Annotated in this window: 15 protein-coding genes and 1 pseudogene; 2 read left to right on the forward strand and 14 right to left on the reverse strand. The window is 38.0% G+C overall.

From position 1 onward, the window contains the following. The first annotated feature begins 1 nt into the window (after position 1). Entirely contained in the window at positions 2-637 is a 636-nt protein-coding gene (locus HMPREF1040_RS07170) for an ABC transporter ATP-binding protein (RefSeq protein ID WP_007393275.1), read from the forward strand. 163 nt (positions 638-800) lie between these two features. Further along, positions 801-1,439, forward strand: a complete 639-nt coding sequence (locus tag HMPREF1040_RS07175; protein WP_036257931.1) for an ABC transporter permease — start codon at positions 801-803, stop codon at positions 1,437-1,439. Between the two features lie 53 nt (positions 1,440-1,492). On the opposite strand, the gene HMPREF1040_RS07180 is transcribed toward HMPREF1040_RS07175, so the two are convergent. The 14 genes and pseudogenes from HMPREF1040_RS07180 to HMPREF1040_RS07245 form a co-directional block, all read right to left on the reverse strand. After that, entirely contained in the window at positions 1,493-3,277 is a 1,785-nt protein-coding gene (locus HMPREF1040_RS07180) for an adenine deaminase C-terminal domain-containing protein (RefSeq protein ID WP_007393264.1), read from the reverse strand. 10 nt (positions 3,278-3,287) lie between these two features. Next, positions 3,288-4,625 carry an NCS2 family permease gene (locus HMPREF1040_RS07185; RefSeq protein WP_007393273.1) on the reverse strand — a complete coding sequence of 446 codons (1,338 nt, stop codon included), beginning with the start codon at positions 4,623-4,625 and terminating at the stop codon, positions 3,288-3,290. Positions 4,626-4,640: 15 nt separating this feature from the next. Then, a complete protein-coding gene (gene add, locus HMPREF1040_RS07190; RefSeq protein ID WP_007393271.1) occupies positions 4,641-5,663 on the reverse strand; it encodes an adenosine deaminase in 1,023 nt (340 codons plus the stop codon). Between the two features lie 159 nt (positions 5,664-5,822). Further along, positions 5,823-6,377 (reverse strand): phosphoribosyltransferase family protein, encoded by a 555-nt coding sequence (locus HMPREF1040_RS07195; RefSeq protein ID WP_007393268.1) that lies wholly within the window; start codon positions 6,375-6,377, stop codon positions 5,823-5,825. Positions 6,378-6,595: 218 nt separating this feature from the next. Then, entirely contained in the window at positions 6,596-7,720 is a 1,125-nt protein-coding gene (locus tag HMPREF1040_RS07200; RefSeq protein ID WP_007393269.1) for a 1-propanol dehydrogenase PduQ, read from the reverse strand. 16 nt (positions 7,721-7,736) lie between these two features. After that, positions 7,737-9,158 carry an aldehyde dehydrogenase family protein gene (locus HMPREF1040_RS07205; protein WP_007393270.1) on the reverse strand — a complete coding sequence of 474 codons (1,422 nt, stop codon included), beginning with the start codon at positions 9,156-9,158 and terminating at the stop codon, positions 7,737-7,739. A gap of 8 nt (positions 9,159-9,166) precedes the next feature. After that, positions 9,167-9,988 (reverse strand): ethanolamine utilization protein EutJ, encoded by an 822-nt coding sequence (eutJ, locus tag HMPREF1040_RS07210; protein ID WP_007393279.1) that lies wholly within the window; start codon positions 9,986-9,988, stop codon positions 9,167-9,169. 67 nt (positions 9,989-10,055) lie between these two features. Further along, positions 10,056-10,316 (reverse strand): EutN/CcmL family microcompartment protein, encoded by a 261-nt coding sequence (locus HMPREF1040_RS07215; RefSeq protein WP_007393283.1) that lies wholly within the window; start codon positions 10,314-10,316, stop codon positions 10,056-10,058. A 285-nt stretch (positions 10,317-10,601) separates the two neighbouring features. After that, positions 10,602-10,862: pseudogene (locus HMPREF1040_RS08350) on the reverse strand (BMC domain-containing protein); the annotation flags it as partial. A gap of 5 nt (positions 10,863-10,867) precedes the next feature. Beyond that, the gene (locus HMPREF1040_RS07730) at positions 10,868-11,593 is read right to left on the reverse strand and encodes a hypothetical protein (protein WP_007393278.1); all 726 of its coding nucleotides are present in this window, start codon (positions 11,591-11,593) and stop codon (positions 10,868-10,870) included. Between the two features lie 14 nt (positions 11,594-11,607). Then, on the reverse strand, positions 11,608-11,886 hold the full coding sequence (gene pduA / locus HMPREF1040_RS07230) for a propanediol utilization microcompartment protein PduA (protein WP_007393282.1): 279 nt from the start codon (positions 11,884-11,886) through the stop codon (positions 11,608-11,610). Between the two features lie 28 nt (positions 11,887-11,914). After that, entirely contained in the window at positions 11,915-12,727 is an 813-nt protein-coding gene (gene pduB, locus HMPREF1040_RS07235; RefSeq protein ID WP_007393284.1) for a propanediol utilization microcompartment protein PduB, read from the reverse strand. Between the two features lie 10 nt (positions 12,728-12,737). After that, positions 12,738-13,679 (reverse strand): glycyl-radical enzyme activating protein, encoded by a 942-nt coding sequence (locus HMPREF1040_RS07240; protein WP_007393286.1) that lies wholly within the window; start codon positions 13,677-13,679, stop codon positions 12,738-12,740. A 43-nt stretch (positions 13,680-13,722) separates the two neighbouring features. After that, positions 13,723-16,314: a pyruvate formate lyase family protein gene (locus HMPREF1040_RS07245; protein ID WP_007393280.1), complete on the reverse strand. Its 2,592-nt coding sequence runs from the start codon at positions 16,312-16,314 to the stop codon at positions 13,723-13,725. Between the last annotated feature and the right edge of the window lie 222 nt (positions 16,315-16,536).

The raw sequence follows: 16,536 nt of genomic DNA on the forward strand, positions 1-16,536 counted from the left end.
TATGGATGCTCTTCTTTCCCTACAAAATATACGTTGGCAGTATCCTAATTGTACTACGCCTATTTTCAACCATTTCAATCTGACGGTACAACCACAAGAACATCTAAGTATTATAGGTGCGTCTGGCTGTGGAAAAACAACCTTACTACGATTAATGAGTGGGTTATATATACCCCAAACCGGAAATATTTATTTTAAAGATAAACCTCTTCTACACCCTCATCCGGATATAAGTATCGTATTCCAGCAATATGGATTATTACCATGGAAAACTGTACGAGAAAACATTTTACTCCCCCTCCAATTAAGGGGGAAAGGAAATGTCCCTTTAGATTTCATCCCCTTATACCATGCTCTTGGCCTAACCGATTTAAGTACATTCTATCCACATGAATTATCAGGTGGCCAACAACAGCGTGTCGCTATCGTACGTAGTTTAATAAGTACGCCTACCTTATTATTACTAGACGAACCTTTTAGTGCATTAGATGAAACGACAGCTTGCATCTGTCGGCAAGAAATAAAGCACTATATCTCCACTACACAAGCTACACTCATACTTGTTACACATGATCATAACGATGCCACTTTATTCGGCAAAAAAATAATTGATTTAACTTCCAAAGGAGCATATTAAAATGCCTTATTATTCAGATTTACAACATCCCGCCTCTCACAAACGATGTAAATCTCTTATCTCCTATATCGTAACCCTATGTATACTACTCACCCTATGGCACATCAGTAGCCTTTATTTAAAAACCCCCCTCTTACCCACTCCCTATAACGTGGGTATACAGATGCTACAGCTTTGGTCTTCTCCTTTATTACAGCCTCATATCTTTGCTAGTATGTACCGCTTATTATTAGGTATTGCTATCGCTTTTATACTTTCTATTCCCCTTGGAATGTGGAGCGGTTTCAGTCATCGCGGAAACCAACTACTTTCGCCATTTCTATACCTCTTTTATTCTATGCCCAAAGTCATATTTCTGCCTCTAATCATGCTGGCTTTAGGTATCGGCAATGCCACAAAAATTTTTCTGATTTCTTTTACTTTATTTTTTCACTTAACTGTTATCATTCGTGATGCGGTTCGTTCTATCGACCCTTTTCAAATAGATATTTTACGTTCTTTCGGTGCTACTCCACTGCAACTCGTTCGCCATCTATTATGGCCCGCTTCACTATCCCCCATTTTAACTTCATTACGAACAGGTTTAGGCATTGCATTAGCCTTATTATTCATTACCGAAACGTTTGCCTCTGATAAAGGTCTCGGTTATTTTATTATGAATGCCATGGAAATTCACAATTATGAAGAAATGTATGCTGCTATTATTACCTTAGGGCTCATTGGCTTATCTTTATATATCACACTAGACCAACTAGAAATATATCTTTGTCCATGGAAACATCAACAAAAAAATAACCCATAAGACAACCCTCACATATCATATGTGAGGGTTGTCTTATGGCTATATAGATTTTTTTATTTAGCTTGTTTTAAGGATAACACAGGATCAAAATATGAAAGTTTCGTATAATCCACATTGCCGCCATCCGTAATAGCTAAATCAGGAATTGCCGTAATCGGTAAAAATGACAAATAAAACATTGGATCTGGTAACGTACTACCCAAACATTTCGTCATCTGATCCAATTCACGTTCTTTTTGTGCTAAATCTTCCGGTTCCAAATCAGATACAATGCCAGCTATAGGTAATGGCAAGAAAGAAAGTACTTCTCCATCTACGACTATCACTTGACCACCGCCTGCTTGTATTAGCGTGTTTGCTGCTAATGCCATGTCTTCGTGATTCATCCCCGCCACAACTAAATTATTATCATCAGGTGAAGCCGTAGTAGCAATAGCACCACAAGTTAACTCCCATCCCGAAATAAATCCTTTAGAAATATTACCATTTTTTCCATACCGTTCCATTACCGATACATACGCTACATCTTTTTTTGCATCTACCTGTATCACGCCATCCTTAACCACCAATTCTACATCACGCCGTTTCCGCATAAAAGGACCTACGCTATGTATTGCTTCAATAGTAGCTATACCATTAGCAATATCTACATGATAAGCAAAGTCGTCAGCTTGTACAGGTGCATGAGAAACAGTATTCACCAAAGTAGTAGTGCGCTTCGGTGGTATATACTCAATCTGCGAAACTCCTTTTTCAACAACAATACGACCTTTGCTAAGTACTGTTTCTACATGAAATGTTCCTGGTTCATCTACCAAAATAATATCCGCTTCTTTTCCTGGTGCAATCGTGCCTACACGGTCATCAATATGATATGCTTGTGCCGCATTAATCGTTGCCATTTGTACCGCCGTCATTGGTGCTACGCCAGCTTGTATAGCCAACCGTACCAAATGGTCCATATGCCCATATTCTAATATTCCTCGTGCGTGCACATCATCAGAACAAAAACTCGTATGTCGTGCCACCCCAGCAGCACCCTCGGTAATAGCACGAATATTTTCTTTTAAAAATTTAGTAACTGCCGATTCTCGAATAATTGTGTGTATGCCTTTACGTGCTTTTTCCAATAACTCTTCATGATCATAACTTTCATGATCCACACGTACACCACTCATCAAATATTGATTAAGATCTTTTCCTCGGGCCAACGGACTGCATCCAAAGATAGGTTTATGCTGTTTCATAGCAGCCACCAATGCGGCAAGGGTATCTTCATCTCTAGTTTGCACTGCTTCACGCACTAATTCCCAAACACCAAAACAACGCGGATCTTTTTGATATTTTTCATGATCCTTTGCCGTCACGGAATAAGCAACTGTCGAAGTTGGAATTGTATACGGTGTCTTATAAGGAAGACCCCAAAACACTTTTAATGGTGATGCATCAATTTCCTGAAAAATTTCTTGCAATCCATCTAAACCTAAAACCGATATATATTCATCTAATCCACTTACAATACTCGTTGTACCATGTGGTAAAACAGCTTGTGCAAAACGAGTCATACTCATTTTACTGCATTCTACATGGATATGGCAATCAATAAGTCCTGGTACAATATATTTTCCCTTACAATCAATACACCGCGTATGTTCGCCCATATACTCGCTTATATCTGGTTCAACGGCAACAATCTTTTCTTTATATATAGCAATATCTGCTAAATAATACTCACCCGTATGAACATTCATGAGTGTTCCGCCGAGAAGAGCCACATCTGCTTTTATTTCAGCTGCACCTGCGGCAATATACTCAGCTAGCAATTCTGTTGTTATCATGAGTAACTCCTTATGCCTTCAATAATGTCAATGTATATAACAATAATAAAAATAATATGAATAATAGCCAAACTAACCAATTTAACTCTTTCTTTCGTCCAACCGCAAGCATTAACAGCGGATAAAACAAAAAGCCAAAAGCAATACCGTAAGAAATATTAAATGTCAACGGCATACCAACAATAATCATAAAACAAGGGAAGGCTACTTCAAATTGTTCCCAATGAATTTCACGTAAAGAAGATGCCATCAATACGCCAACAATAATTAAAGCTGGTGCCGTAACTTGTGCCGTAACCACCGCTAATAATGGAGAAAAAACCATGCTAAAAGCAAATAAGATAGCCACTACTACCGCCGTCAAACCCGTACGTGCACCCATAGCAATCCCTGCTGATGATTCCACATAAGCCGAAGTAGGAGTCGTACCTAAAATAGCACCGCCTAACATAGAAAAGGAATCTGCCATCAAGGCCTTGCCAATTCTAGGCATTTTTCCCTCATGAATAAATCCAGCTTGTTGTGCTAATCCTATTAACGTACCCGCCGTATCAAAAAAGGCCACCAAGAAAAATACAACTACAACCGCCCACATACGAAAATCTCCTAAAATGGCAGGAATATATTTAATACTTACACCCAACGTAGGAGTTAAACTGGGGGCCATCGAAATAATACGATCCGGTGGTGCAATAATACCTGTAATAAGTCCTGCCGCCGCAGTTAAAACAATACCATAAAACAATGATCCTGGAATTTTTTTAGCCATCATAACAGCCGTAACAAATACCCCAAAAATAGTCAACCACGTAGTCGGAACCGAAAAAGAACCAATCGCCACCAATGCATCTGGATCAGATACAACTAGTCCGCCACCCGAAAGACCTACAAAAGAAATAAAAATACCAATACCTGCTGCCATCGCATATTTCAAATCTTGAGGAATCGCATCAATGATAATTTCCCGTAATTTAAATACCGATACCAACGTAAATAAAACAGAGGCAACAAACACGCCTGCCATCGCATCTTGCCAAGGAATCCCCATTGCTAACACAACGGAATACGAAAAAAATGCATTATCACCTAAACCAGGAGCAATGCCGATAGGATAATTCGCTAAAATCCCCATCAATAAACAGCCAGCAATTGCCGATATAGCTGTTGCCGTAAATACAGCACCCTTATCCATCCCCGCTGCGCCTAAAATACTAGGATTAACAAATAAAATATAGGCCATTGAGACAAAAACAGTTAGGCCGGCTAGGCACTCACGTTTAACCGTAGTATGGTTCTCCGATAAATGGAACCACCGTTCTAACACCCCTTGATTAGATTGTTGATTCATATTTATCACCTCGTATTATTTATTATATGCTTTAACATAAGCATCAATTTCTTCCATATAAATCGCCTTTTGCTTTTCGCTAATCCAAGCAACAGCAAAGGAATTTTTAGCTAATTGAACCACTTGTTCCTGTGTCAAATTATATTGTGTCGCTAAAGCATAATAATTATCACTAATATATCCTCCAAAATAAGCAGGATCATCAGAATGTGGAGAAACCTTGACGCCGTGTTCCAATAAGGTAAGCACTTCTTTTCCCTTCATGTCGGGGCGGACAAATGTATTTGACAGCGGACAAGTTGTAAAACCAATATTATGTTTCGCTGCATATTCCACTAAATCCATATCTTCTACTATATTTGTGCCATGATCTATCCGCGATACCCCAATCACTTCTATTAATTCACGAATATGCGATATCGAATCTTTTTGATCAATATCGGCATGAGCCGTCAAATATAACCCTTGCTGCTCTGCCTCAACAAATTGAGGATAAAATTTAAGAGGTGGATTATTATGTTCATCCGAATCCAAGCCAATGCCAATTATTCGATCTCTATACGGCAAAGATGCCTGCCATGTTTCATACGCTGATAAGCGCGACCAATCTCGTAAAAAACACATAATCAACTGTGCATCAACATGTTTTGCTCGTCCATCTATGATCGCTTGATATAATCCATTAATAACTGTAGAAAAACTGACACCACGACTCATATGTGCTTGCGGATCAAAGAAAATTTCCGCATGCCGCACCGAATTTTCCACTGCTTTATCAATATAAGCCATCGCTAATTCATAAAAATCCTCTTCTGTGCGTAATACTTGCATCGCTGGATAATATACCGCTAAGAAAGAAGCCAAATCATCATATTGATAAGAAGCACGAACTTCTTCAATCGTATTTTGCCCTATATCAACACCGTTTTTCTGTGCCAATCGCAATTTCAATTCAGGCTCTAACGTTCCTTCTATGTGCAAATGCAATTCCGCTTTAGGTAATCCCTGTACAAATGCTTTAGTAATAATATTTGTCATATAACGCCTCCTATAGACCTATCATCTGAAAAAAAACAAAGCCGTTCTACGCTACCAGCGTACAACAGCTTTCCCTTTTTCAAGGATTTCCAGCGCCACTGGAATCCCACTATTCAATTACTAAATTATTATACGCAACGAAAAAAAAACTGTCAAGAATCATTTCGCATTAAATAAAGGTAACCGTTCTAAATAAATAATATCTTCTCGATTCACAGCTTCCCCTTCTGCTAAAATGGCTGCTTGACCAACTACCTTTGCACCAGCTTTATTCATTAATTCACATAACGCCCTCATTGAACCTCCACTACTAATTACATCATCGACTAATAAAATGCGCTTTCCCTTAATCGTCTGAACATCACTATTCGATAAATATAAATTTTGTTTACCTTTCGTAGTAATGGAATTGTCTTCAACACTAATCGGATTATCCATATACGCCTTAATAGACTTACGAGCCACAAAATACCGTTTATGCCCTAACTGTTTTGCCATTTCTGCCGCTAATGGAATACCTTTTGTTTCCGCAGTCAAAATATAATCTATATCTTTAGGTACTTTTTGTACCAATGCGTTTGCTGTCTTGTCAACTAATTCTACATCTCCTAAAATAACAAAACTAGCAATTGCCATCGTATCAGATATGTTTAATATCTGTAATTTTCGTGTAAGTCCTGCTACTTTCAATTCGTACCATCTTGGCTCCATCATTTAGTCACTCCATATTCTATTTACGCTTATAATAAACGCAGAAAAATCTATTTTTATTATACTATAATGTATGAATAATATCTATATACTTCATTCATATCTTTAAGAATAAAAAATTTAGATTCTATTTATAGAAAAAAATTTTCCCCAAATACATAATAACAATAAAGCCTTGATACCCTTTATTTCAAGTATCAAGGCTTTATATTCAAAAAGCATTAATAAGCCCAATGGAATAAATCTGCAAAATCAGTAGCTTGTACGGGAATCGGATTTCCAGTCAAACAACTATCTTGTAATGCATGTTCTATCATTTGTGGTATTTCCTTCAAATACCCTTCTAAGGTAATACAATTGGATATAGCACTAATCCCTGGAACAACCCCCGTTTTTTCTCTTAATTGGCAAATAGTAGAACATAACACTTGCACGGCATCGATCGTTTTCATCGTACGCGGTGCCAATCCTAGTTGATATACTATCTCAGCATATTTTTCAGCTGTACCACCATGTTTACTATTAAATTGAATACCTATGGGCAAGGCGATAGCACAAGCCATCCCATGAGGAATATGAAAAACGCTTCCTAATTGATGTGCCATACTATGTACAACGCCTAATCCCGCCATATTAAATGCAATTCCCGCCATATTAGACGCTCCTGCCATTTTTTCACGAGCCAACATATTATTGCCATCCTGATAAGATGTAATAAAATGCTTCATAACCAAATCAATTACCTTATAAGCCAGTCCTTCTGTAAAAGAAGTACTAGCCTTTGCTACATATGCTTCTAATGCATGTGTTAAAACATCAAAACCCGTATTTGCCGTAATACTTGGTGGTACTGAAAGCGTTAGATGTGGATCTAAAATAGCGATATCTGCATACATCGAATTTTCAATAATAGCAATTTTTCGCTGTTCCTCTGGGTCAGAAATAACCGCAAAAGAAGTCATTTCAGATCCCGTACCACTTGTCGTAGGAATAGCAATAAACGAAGGTTTTTGACCTATTATCTTACTATGTAAAGCAAAATATATGGCTCCTTTTACAGTATCTATTGATGAACCACCGCCAAAGCCAATAATAATCGTGGGCTGTAATCGAAGTATTTCCACTAAAACCTTTGCAACAATGGACAGGGATGGATCTGGTTGCACTCCAGAAAAAATCACTACTTTATTTGACTGTTCAAGTTGATGGAGCACAAAATCAACCATCCCATTCTTTTTAAGAAAATCATCGCAAACAATTAAAATTCGTTCCTGACGATATACTTGCAATGACATTAACGAATCGCTTCCCGAAATTACCTTTGTTAAAATTTGGCACGTAACCACAACACATCCCCTCCGCCTAACGAATATTAAACATATCCTTTAATACGCATTCCCGACGTCTACAAAATGAACGTGGACTCGTTAATCCTTCTCCCGTAGGACCTGCAATAGTAAAAGTAGGATAGCCTTGTCCACCAATACCTAATCCTGCATAAGAAGGACCATTTTTCACAAAAATAGTAGTTTCCATTAATTTAGCCATTTTACTTAATTTTGCAATATTAGTAGAATGCATCATCGCACTGTGCCGATTGCCATGTTCTGCTTCATATGCCCACGCAATCGCTTGATCAACATTTTCACATCTAACTAACGGTAAAATAGGCATCATCATTTCTTCTTGTACAAAAGGATGTTCTTTATCCGTTTCCATAATAATCAACCGCGTTGTATCATCTACTTCAATCCCAATTTGTTTTAAAATATACGCAGCTGATTTTCCCACAAACTCAACTTTAGGTCCACTACCATCTTCTTTGGAAACTAATCGCCATAATTTTTCTATACAATTATCATTTTTTATTTCATAAGCACCCGCACGCTTCATATTAATTAGCAAATAATCAAAAATAGAATCCACCGCAAATACTTCTTTTTCTGCAATACATGGCACATTATTATCAAATGAACTTCCCGCTACAATATCCTTTGCGGCTTGCTCAATATTAGCCGTTTCATCTACAACAACTGGTGGATTTCCCGGTCCTGCTCCAATAGCCTTCTTTCCTGAAGACAATACTTTTTGCACAATAGCAGGTCCTCCCGTTGCTACTAACATCCGAACTTTCGGATGATGAATCATTATATCTGTCGCTTCTAAAGAAGGATTAGCTACCATCGTAATCATATTATTTGGTGCTCCCGCTTCAGCTAAAGCTTTATTTAATGTCTGAATTAAATAAATAGATGTTTTTTTTGCTCTTGGATGTGGACTAAAAACAACCGTATTTCCTCCTGCGATCATACAAATTGAATTATTAATAATCGTTTCCGTTGGATTCGTAGTAGGCGTAATCGCCCCAATAACACCAAAAGGGCAATATTCAAACAACGTTAACCCATATGCACCCGTGCTGGCTTCCGTTCTTAAATCTTCTGTACCTGGTGTAAACTTAGCTGCCGCTGTATTTTTAATAACTTTATCCGTGTATCGGCCTATTCCCGTTTCACATACAGCTAACCGCGACATCCGTTCCATTATCTCTTGTTGTAAACAAGTTTTTCTAATAATATCTACCCAACATTGCCGTTGATTAGGTGTTTGCTTCAACACTTCCCGTTGTGCCTTTTCAGCTGCTGCAATCGCTTCTTCCATCTGTGAAAACACACCATAATTGGTATCAAAAGCACTTTCATAAGCCGTTTCGCCCATTTCTTTTTGTACTCGCTGTACTGCCCTTGCTACCATTGCTTGTAATGCTGATGAATCAATGTCCATAATACAATCTATCCTCCTATCTTTTGTTGCATAGCAATCCCTAATGGCGTAACAAATAAAGAATGATTTGTCTTATAGGTAGGAATATGTAATATCCGCTCAAAAATATGTTCAAAACCAGTAAAACTACATGCACCACCCACTAAATATAATTTTTGAACAGCATACCCTTCTATGCTTTGTGCAGTAATCATCGCCATTTTTTCAATAACGGGACGTATTAATGATAATATGGTATCTTTATTGGTTTCATCTTTTTTTAACTGTTCTGCTTCAGAAAAAGAAACATGATGATAGCCAGCTAACACTAAGGTCATATGTGTTCCACCCGTTGCTTCATCAGCCGTATGCACAACCTGCCCCTTTTCTAATACACTTATCCCCGTAGTTCCTCCACCAATATCAACCACAGCTCCTTCTGTTATATCTAATACGGATGCCGCTGCCGTAGGTTCATCAACCACTTGTATTACTTCCATATCCGCACTTTCTACACAATTTACAATACAGCGTTCATTTCCTGGTAATATACCTGGAGGAATAGCCGTAGAAGCTACATTAATTTCTACACCTATCCTTTCCTCTAATGCACATTTCATCTTACGAAGTATATTTACAGCACCCATATAATCTACAACGATACCATCTTTAACAACTGTTGATGGCATCGTCATACCTGCAACAGGATGATTATACTGATCAACAATAGCCATAACAATATTAGAAGTTCCTAAATCAACCCCAATATGAAAAGGTGGCTCTGCTGGTGCAACCTTACCTGTATTAATTAATTCTGCGAATAGTTGCAATAACTCATGTTCAATGATCATATCGTACCTCATTCATCCGAAAATTTTCTCTGTAAATTATTATTTTTCCATAATCAACATCTTATCCCTATTGAATCGAATCAATAATACCAATAATAGCTAAATCAATTGTTTTTGTTTTGGTGGTATCTGATGTCCGTACAGCCGATCCACTGGCAATTAACACTTTTTCACCAATACCAGCACCAACATAATCAACTGCAACTTCTTCAATTCCATACGCCTGACCATCTTTATTCTCGCATTGCACAATCATTAATTTAGCACCAACCAAACTTTCTTCTTTTTTTGTCGATACAATAGAACCTGTAACTTTACCGATTCGCATATCAACCACCTTCTATTCTAATAGCATTATCCTACTATATATTCCTTATTTTTTTACTCTTTTTACATGACCTTTCGAACGAACGGAAGGTTTGCTTTTTATTGTTACCATATTTTTCTGACTTGTCTTTTCTTGTTCCTGCGGTTCACTCGGAAGCTCCACAGAAACCGTTTCATCCTGACATATAACGTCCTTAGCTAACTGTTGTTCTACCTCTTGTTTCTCTTCTACGGTTTCTTGATTGCTACTATTATCTTCTAAACTCACCGTTTTTTTTCGTATAAATAATGTTTCTACTCCTTCATGCGGTCTAGCAATAATATCCGTAGATACTAATGTGCCATATCTCTTAGCAAGAGCACTTCCTGCTTCAACTGCGGCACGTACAGCACCAACATCTCCTAATACTTTTACAGTTATCAAGCCATTTCCTTTGGCTCTTTCCCATTCATGAATCGTAATATTCGCCGCTTTTGCCATGGTATCAGCCACTTCAATAGCCGTACTCAACCCCTTAACTTCTACCAAACCTAATGCTTGTTTCACTGACATCACCATCCCTTACGAATTACAACTATTCCCCTTTTTTCTATCATTTCTGCAGCAAAAGAAGTCACTATTGCTTTAGGCAAAATATACATGCACCCACCTGGAGGAATATGATTAATATCTTTTACCGTAATAATCGTATCGGGGATAACCGCCTTATTTCCATCCCCTTCTGGCAGCATATTATTAGCTTCTTTTTCAACAGCTGATACTAATGATCCAATAGATATACCATACGATAATAATTGACGATAATATGAAAAAATCATTTCTTTATATGTACACGGTTCTTGGCCTGTAAATTTTTGTAATCCTGCTAAAATAAAATGTACCGCTGCACCTACCTGTATACATCTCTCTCCCCATTGTGTAATAAACGAATCTCCTATGCACAGAGCCATTTTTGCTGCCCATGTATGCGTCATAACGGGATAAATCGTAAGCGAATCTTCTAACGGCAATGCATTCGATTCATGCCACAAAGAAATGCGTAAAGATGGTGATTTATCCTTCCAAAAACAAGGATACTGCTGCCCCCATTCATCTGGAATGACAGCAGTAACCGTTTCCCAAAAAGATAACGCTTGTGTAATGAACAGATCTAGGCCGGGAAAAGGACGATCAAACACCAGATAAACTGGTCGTGTTTTTTTGCTTGGTTGATCTTTCTGCATCATTTGTATAACCGCCGCAATACACTTTTTTAACTGATCTTCATTCCATTCCATATGGCCTTACCTCATTAATCTAAATGAGGCAAAATTTTTTCCACATCTGAATGAGGACGAGGAATAACATGAACAGATACAACTTCTCCTACTACTTTTGCTGATGCTGCACCTGCATCTACGGCTGCTTTTACAGCGCCTACATCGCCACGAACCATTACAGTAACTAATCCAGAACCAATTTTTTCATACCCAATCAACGTTACATTTGCAGCTTTTACCATTGCATCTGCTGCTTCTATCGAACCTACTAATCCTTTTGTTTCAACCATACCTAATGCTTCATTTGTCATCTGAAAAACCTCCTATGTCAAAAAAATATTAAATATACGGGGTGGTAGTTGATTTTGGTTCATCCCCCAATGCCCCTAATAGCGTTTTGCCTACTTCAATGGCTGCTTTAACTGCTTGCCGAACTGCACCGGAATCGCCACTAAAGCACAAAATTGTTTCATTAGAAAAACTTGTTTTGCCATTTCCGGGCGAAGCATAATTAACAATTTCTACATTGGCAGCTTTTACCGCAGTATCCGCTAACACAACACCAATAGCCGCAGGCCCTGCACAAGTCATCCCAAATGCTTTACCAAATTTAGCCCCCAAAGCTTTTTCTAAACAATAACTTGCTCTAGCCGAATATTGAAATTCTAAATGGCCTGCATCATTGGCATATACATCGCCAAAATATTTAGGTAATACTTGTAAAGCCGTTTCTACCGCACGCCGTGCATCAGAAACATCCTCTGCTCCAATAAGAATCAACGAACCATGTCCTGCTCCACCTTTGGTATCCCGTGGCAATTCTACTGAAATAACTTCAGTATTCGTAGCCTTAACTGCATCATCTACCGCCATAATTTGCGGACCTGCACCAGTACGTCCACCAATAATTCCAATAGAACGATAAGATCCTAAATTCATCGCATCCTTTAACATGGGATCGACACTCGCAATAACTAACCCAATCGTATCCCCTGTCGATGTACCCACAAATTCAGTTCTTCCTAAGACTGAATGTATACCCGTAACACCTTCTGTTTTGTTGAGATTTACCGTTTGATTATCAACAGGTGTCTTGGTTTCTAATTCAGCTTTTACTTGACTCATTACTTTTTCTAATAATTGCTGATCCATATTAACCTCCTTAAGATGCATCTCCAATACGACAACGAACACCTTCTTGTTCAACTACCTCACGATATTGTTCTAAATCTACATTTCGCAAGGATGCTGTACTCAATCGTTGCATTTTATATTCCATTCCTAGCATCTTATATTTATTAACCCCCAATTCATGATATGGCAATAAATGCACATATTGAACATGTTGTAGGGAAGATGCAAAACGAGCAATATCTCTAATTTCTTCTTTTGAATGATTAAATTTCGGAATAACGGGGACACGAATAATAACATTAGAAGTATCTGCTATTGTTCTAGCATTTTGCAATATAAGTTCATTAGAAACGCCTGTATATTGCCTATGTTTTTCTGGATCCATATGTTTAATATCCAGTAAGATGGTATCAATATAAGGTAATACTGGTAAAATGCGTTCTGTTGCCGCACACCCTTCCGTTTCAATCGCCGTATTCCAGCCCTGTGCTTTACAAGCTTTAAATAGTTCACATGCAAATTCAGCTTGCCCAAAAGGATCTCCACCCGATAAAGTTACGCCACCACCAGAATGCCGAAAAGTAGACCGATCTTTTTTTAATACTTCCACTAAATCTTTAACTGTCACTCGTTCCCCTTTCATCTCCAATGCACTGTACTCACATACCTTTACACAAGCACCACTACCTGTACAGTTATGATAAGAAAAAGTACGTGTTCCATCCTCCAAAAATCGAATTGCTTTTTGTTCGCACACCGCTTCACAACGTCGACATTGCACACATTTAGATGCATCATACATCACAACTGGACGTCGACGCTGTGACTCGGGATTGCTGCACCACCAACAAGATAAAGGACAACCTTTCAAAAACACAATCGTACGAATTCCTGGACCATCATTTAACGAAAAGCGTTGTATATTAAAAATATCTCCTTCAGCCTCGTAATCAATTGGTACAGTAGACATATATATACACCCTCTTCGTCTTTGACATAACTAATGTCTCTCATTAAAATGTAAATTCTGTACGATCAATAATATTATCCTGAACTTCTTTAGCTAGCGAAATAAATTGAGCGGAATATCCAGCTACACGAACCACTAAATCTTTATGCTTTTCTGGTTCTTTTTGTGCTTCTACCAGCGTCTTTTTATCAATAACATTAAACTGAACATGCATTCCTTTATTATCAAAGTATGCACGGCACAAAGCAGCAAATCGTTTTAATCCTTCGTCGCCAGATAATGCGATCGGACTAAATTTTTGATTATATAACGTACCATTAGAAAATGTTTCATGCTCCAATTTAGCAACAGACATAACCGCCGCAGTCGGTCCATTGGTATCACAACCAGCTCGAGGTGATACCCCATCAGCAAGAGGTGTCCATGCTAATCGGCCATCTGGAAGAGGTGCTACATCTTTACCAAACAATACATTGGCCGATACAGGATAACAACCAGCTTGGAATTGTCCGCCACGAGGATTTTTATACTTTTGTACTTCCCGTGCATAAATTTGCCCTGCTTCTCGAGTAATCATATCTACAATATCATCATCATTGCCAAACCAGGTTGTATTTTCCATAATCCGTTTAATTTGTTGATATCGAGCAGCATTTGAACTTACAGAAGGTCTTGTCGATTCGCGTAAAACGCCTTTTTGTGTTAAATTCTTTTGCAATTCATTAATATCAATATTGCCATTTTGAGAAAGAATTTGTTTTACCGCTTCATAAATTTTGGCTTCATCTACTTCATACGTAGCCGAAGATGTATTGGACATATCAGAGTGATCAAACCAAGATGCCATCTTGCCTGTTTCATCAGGATAGCCAAAATTATTTTCAATCGCTTCTTGCAATTCCGCTAAACTAACTTCACCATTTTCAAATACATGTTTTTGAATAGCCGCAAAAGAATCCCCATTATCGGCAACACCAAACGCCTGTGGTCCCGTAAAGTTATAAATGGCCCCCCCTTCTTGTACCGATTTTCCTCTACCTAAGCAATCTTCTACCAATGCCGATTCAAATGGTAACGGTGCTCTTTCTGCATGAGCATAATCAACAGCATTATCCGCTTCTACCAATAATTTCACAAAATATTCCATCTGTTTCTGATATGCCACCATTAATTCTTCTAAACTCTTAAAGTCTCTTAATTCTCCCGTTTTAGGTCCTAATTGAATTTTCCCACACCGACCATTATGTAACGTAATATCTAATACTTTAGCAATATTAAAGAATGCTGCATCATGCCAACCTTCTGTTTTATGTGGTACTTGTGGTTCTACACAACCAATAATGCAATAATTTCGTGCATCATTTAAAGGAATTCCTCTATTCATCATGGCTGGTATAATAACTTCATCATTATACATAGCAGGATATCCCAATCCCAAACGAACTAATTCGCAAGCACGATATAAAAATTCATCTGGCGTTTTATTAGAATAGCGAATAGAGAAAGAAGGTGCTGCCATAGCAACATGGGCCGCTGCTTCTATCATCATATATGACAAAGGATTAGTTGCATCCATTCCATCTTCATTTATCCCACCACATTGAATGTTTTGGAATAAAGCATATCCCGCAAAAGCCTGATCCGAAACATCATCTCTTGTTTTATTTAAGTCATTAAACTTAATCCAAATATTATCCAATAACTCTTGTGCAAACTCTTTACTGATCGTCGTATCTGACGCCAAATGAGGATACATATATTGATCAAATCGTCCTGGCGAAATCGAATGTCCGTTCGATTCAATTTGCATAATCAATTGTACAAACCAAAATGCTTGCAACGCTTCCCACCAATTCGTAGCCGGATATTCAGGTACACGCCGACAATTTGCTGCGATTTGTGTTAATTCGGCTTTACGCAAACTATCTGCCTCTGTTGCCGCTAATTTTTCACACAAATCAGCATAACGATTAGCATAAGCGATTACTGCCCGATACGTGATAATGACCGCATCATAAAAGTCTCGTTTTTTAATATCTTCAGGCACACCTGATGACAATTTGCTTTTAGCATTTTCCGCTTCTTTAATAATACCTGCCGCACCTTGGCGAATCACTTTATCGTAATTAACGCATACATGGCCAACCCCATTAAAATAGTAATTGCCTACTGTAAACACTCCATTATCCTGTGCATCCCGGCATGCTTTAGACATATAGCTAGACGCTAATGCACTCGTAGTCTTGCCTGGCCAATACAAAAACGCATCATGCAACCGTTTTGCCGTATCTTTAGGAATGACAAATGGATCGGCCATACGAGTTGCCATTGTATCAAATTCTTTTTCAATCCATTCATATGAATATTCTGGATAAATTTGGCACCCATGAACACTGACCGTTAATGACCCTACAATTAATTCATGGTCGCGAATCGTAATCGGCGTTTCTGTTAAAATTTTTTCAACAGCCTTGGCTCGACGAATAATAATAGGATATCCCTCAGTTTCTTTATATGATGCCGTAATCAATTCAGCTCGATCCGCTTCCACCGTTGGGGTCGCATCATAAATAGCATTTTTCAATGCTTGGATCCTAGTTGTCGGTTGGGTAAATCCTTTGGCTAATACATCCATTACATAAACCTCCTTATCGTTATTATCTACTTAATTAAAAGCACATATAGTTCTTTCTTTCACAAAAAGTATATCAAACAAAAATGCAATTTTATTATGATCCATCGTTATAAACACCACTTTTTTGTCTATTAAATAGCCAAAAAAGTAGCAGTATACTATAAATAAATGTTCTTTTTATAAAACAAAAAGCCGCATTCATTCTCCATCTTCTGAAGACGT

It is taken from the genome of Megasphaera sp. UPII 135-E (assembly GCF_000221545.1).
GTDB lineage: Bacteria > Bacillota > Negativicutes > Veillonellales > Megasphaeraceae > Megasphaera > Megasphaera hutchinsoni.

Coding starts and splice junctions, on each gene's coding strand:
- HMPREF1040_RS07205 (WP_007393270.1), bottom strand. CDS start 9,158: ATGGACATTGATTCATCAGCATTACAAGCAATGGTAGCAAGGGCAGTA.
- HMPREF1040_RS07240 (WP_007393286.1), bottom strand. CDS start 13,679: ATGTCTACTGTACCAATTGATTACGAGGCTGAAGGAGATATTTTTAAT.
- pduB (WP_007393284.1), bottom strand. CDS start 12,727: ATGGATCAGCAATTATTAGAAAAAGTAATGAGTCAAGTAAAAGCTGAA.
- HMPREF1040_RS07170 (WP_007393275.1), top strand. CDS start 2: ATGGATGCTCTTCTTTCCCTACAAAATATACGTTGGCAGTATCCTAAT.
- HMPREF1040_RS07730 (WP_007393278.1), bottom strand. CDS start 11,593: ATGGAATGGAATGAAGATCAGTTAAAAAAGTGTATTGCGGCGGTTATA.
- HMPREF1040_RS07215 (WP_007393283.1), bottom strand. CDS start 10,316: ATGCGAATCGGTAAAGTTACAGGTTCTATTGTATCGACAAAAAAAGAA.
- eutJ (WP_007393279.1), bottom strand. CDS start 9,988: ATGATCATTGAACATGAGTTATTGCAACTATTCGCAGAATTAATTAAT.
- HMPREF1040_RS07185 (WP_007393273.1), bottom strand. CDS start 4,625: ATGAATCAACAATCTAATCAAGGGGTGTTAGAACGGTGGTTCCATTTA.
- HMPREF1040_RS07180 (WP_007393264.1), bottom strand. CDS start 3,277: ATGATAACAACAGAATTGCTAGCTGAGTATATTGCCGCAGGTGCAGCT.
- HMPREF1040_RS07245 (WP_007393280.1), bottom strand. CDS start 16,314: ATGGATGTATTAGCCAAAGGATTTACCCAACCGACAACTAGGATCCAA.
- add (WP_007393271.1), bottom strand. CDS start 5,663: ATGACAAATATTATTACTAAAGCATTTGTACAGGGATTACCTAAAGCG.
- pduA (WP_007393282.1), bottom strand. CDS start 11,886: ATGACAAATGAAGCATTAGGTATGGTTGAAACAAAAGGATTAGTAGGT.
- HMPREF1040_RS07175 (WP_036257931.1), top strand. CDS start 801: ATGCTACAGCTTTGGTCTTCTCCTTTATTACAGCCTCATATCTTTGCT.
- HMPREF1040_RS07195 (WP_007393268.1), bottom strand. CDS start 6,377: ATGATGGAGCCAAGATGGTACGAATTGAAAGTAGCAGGACTTACACGA.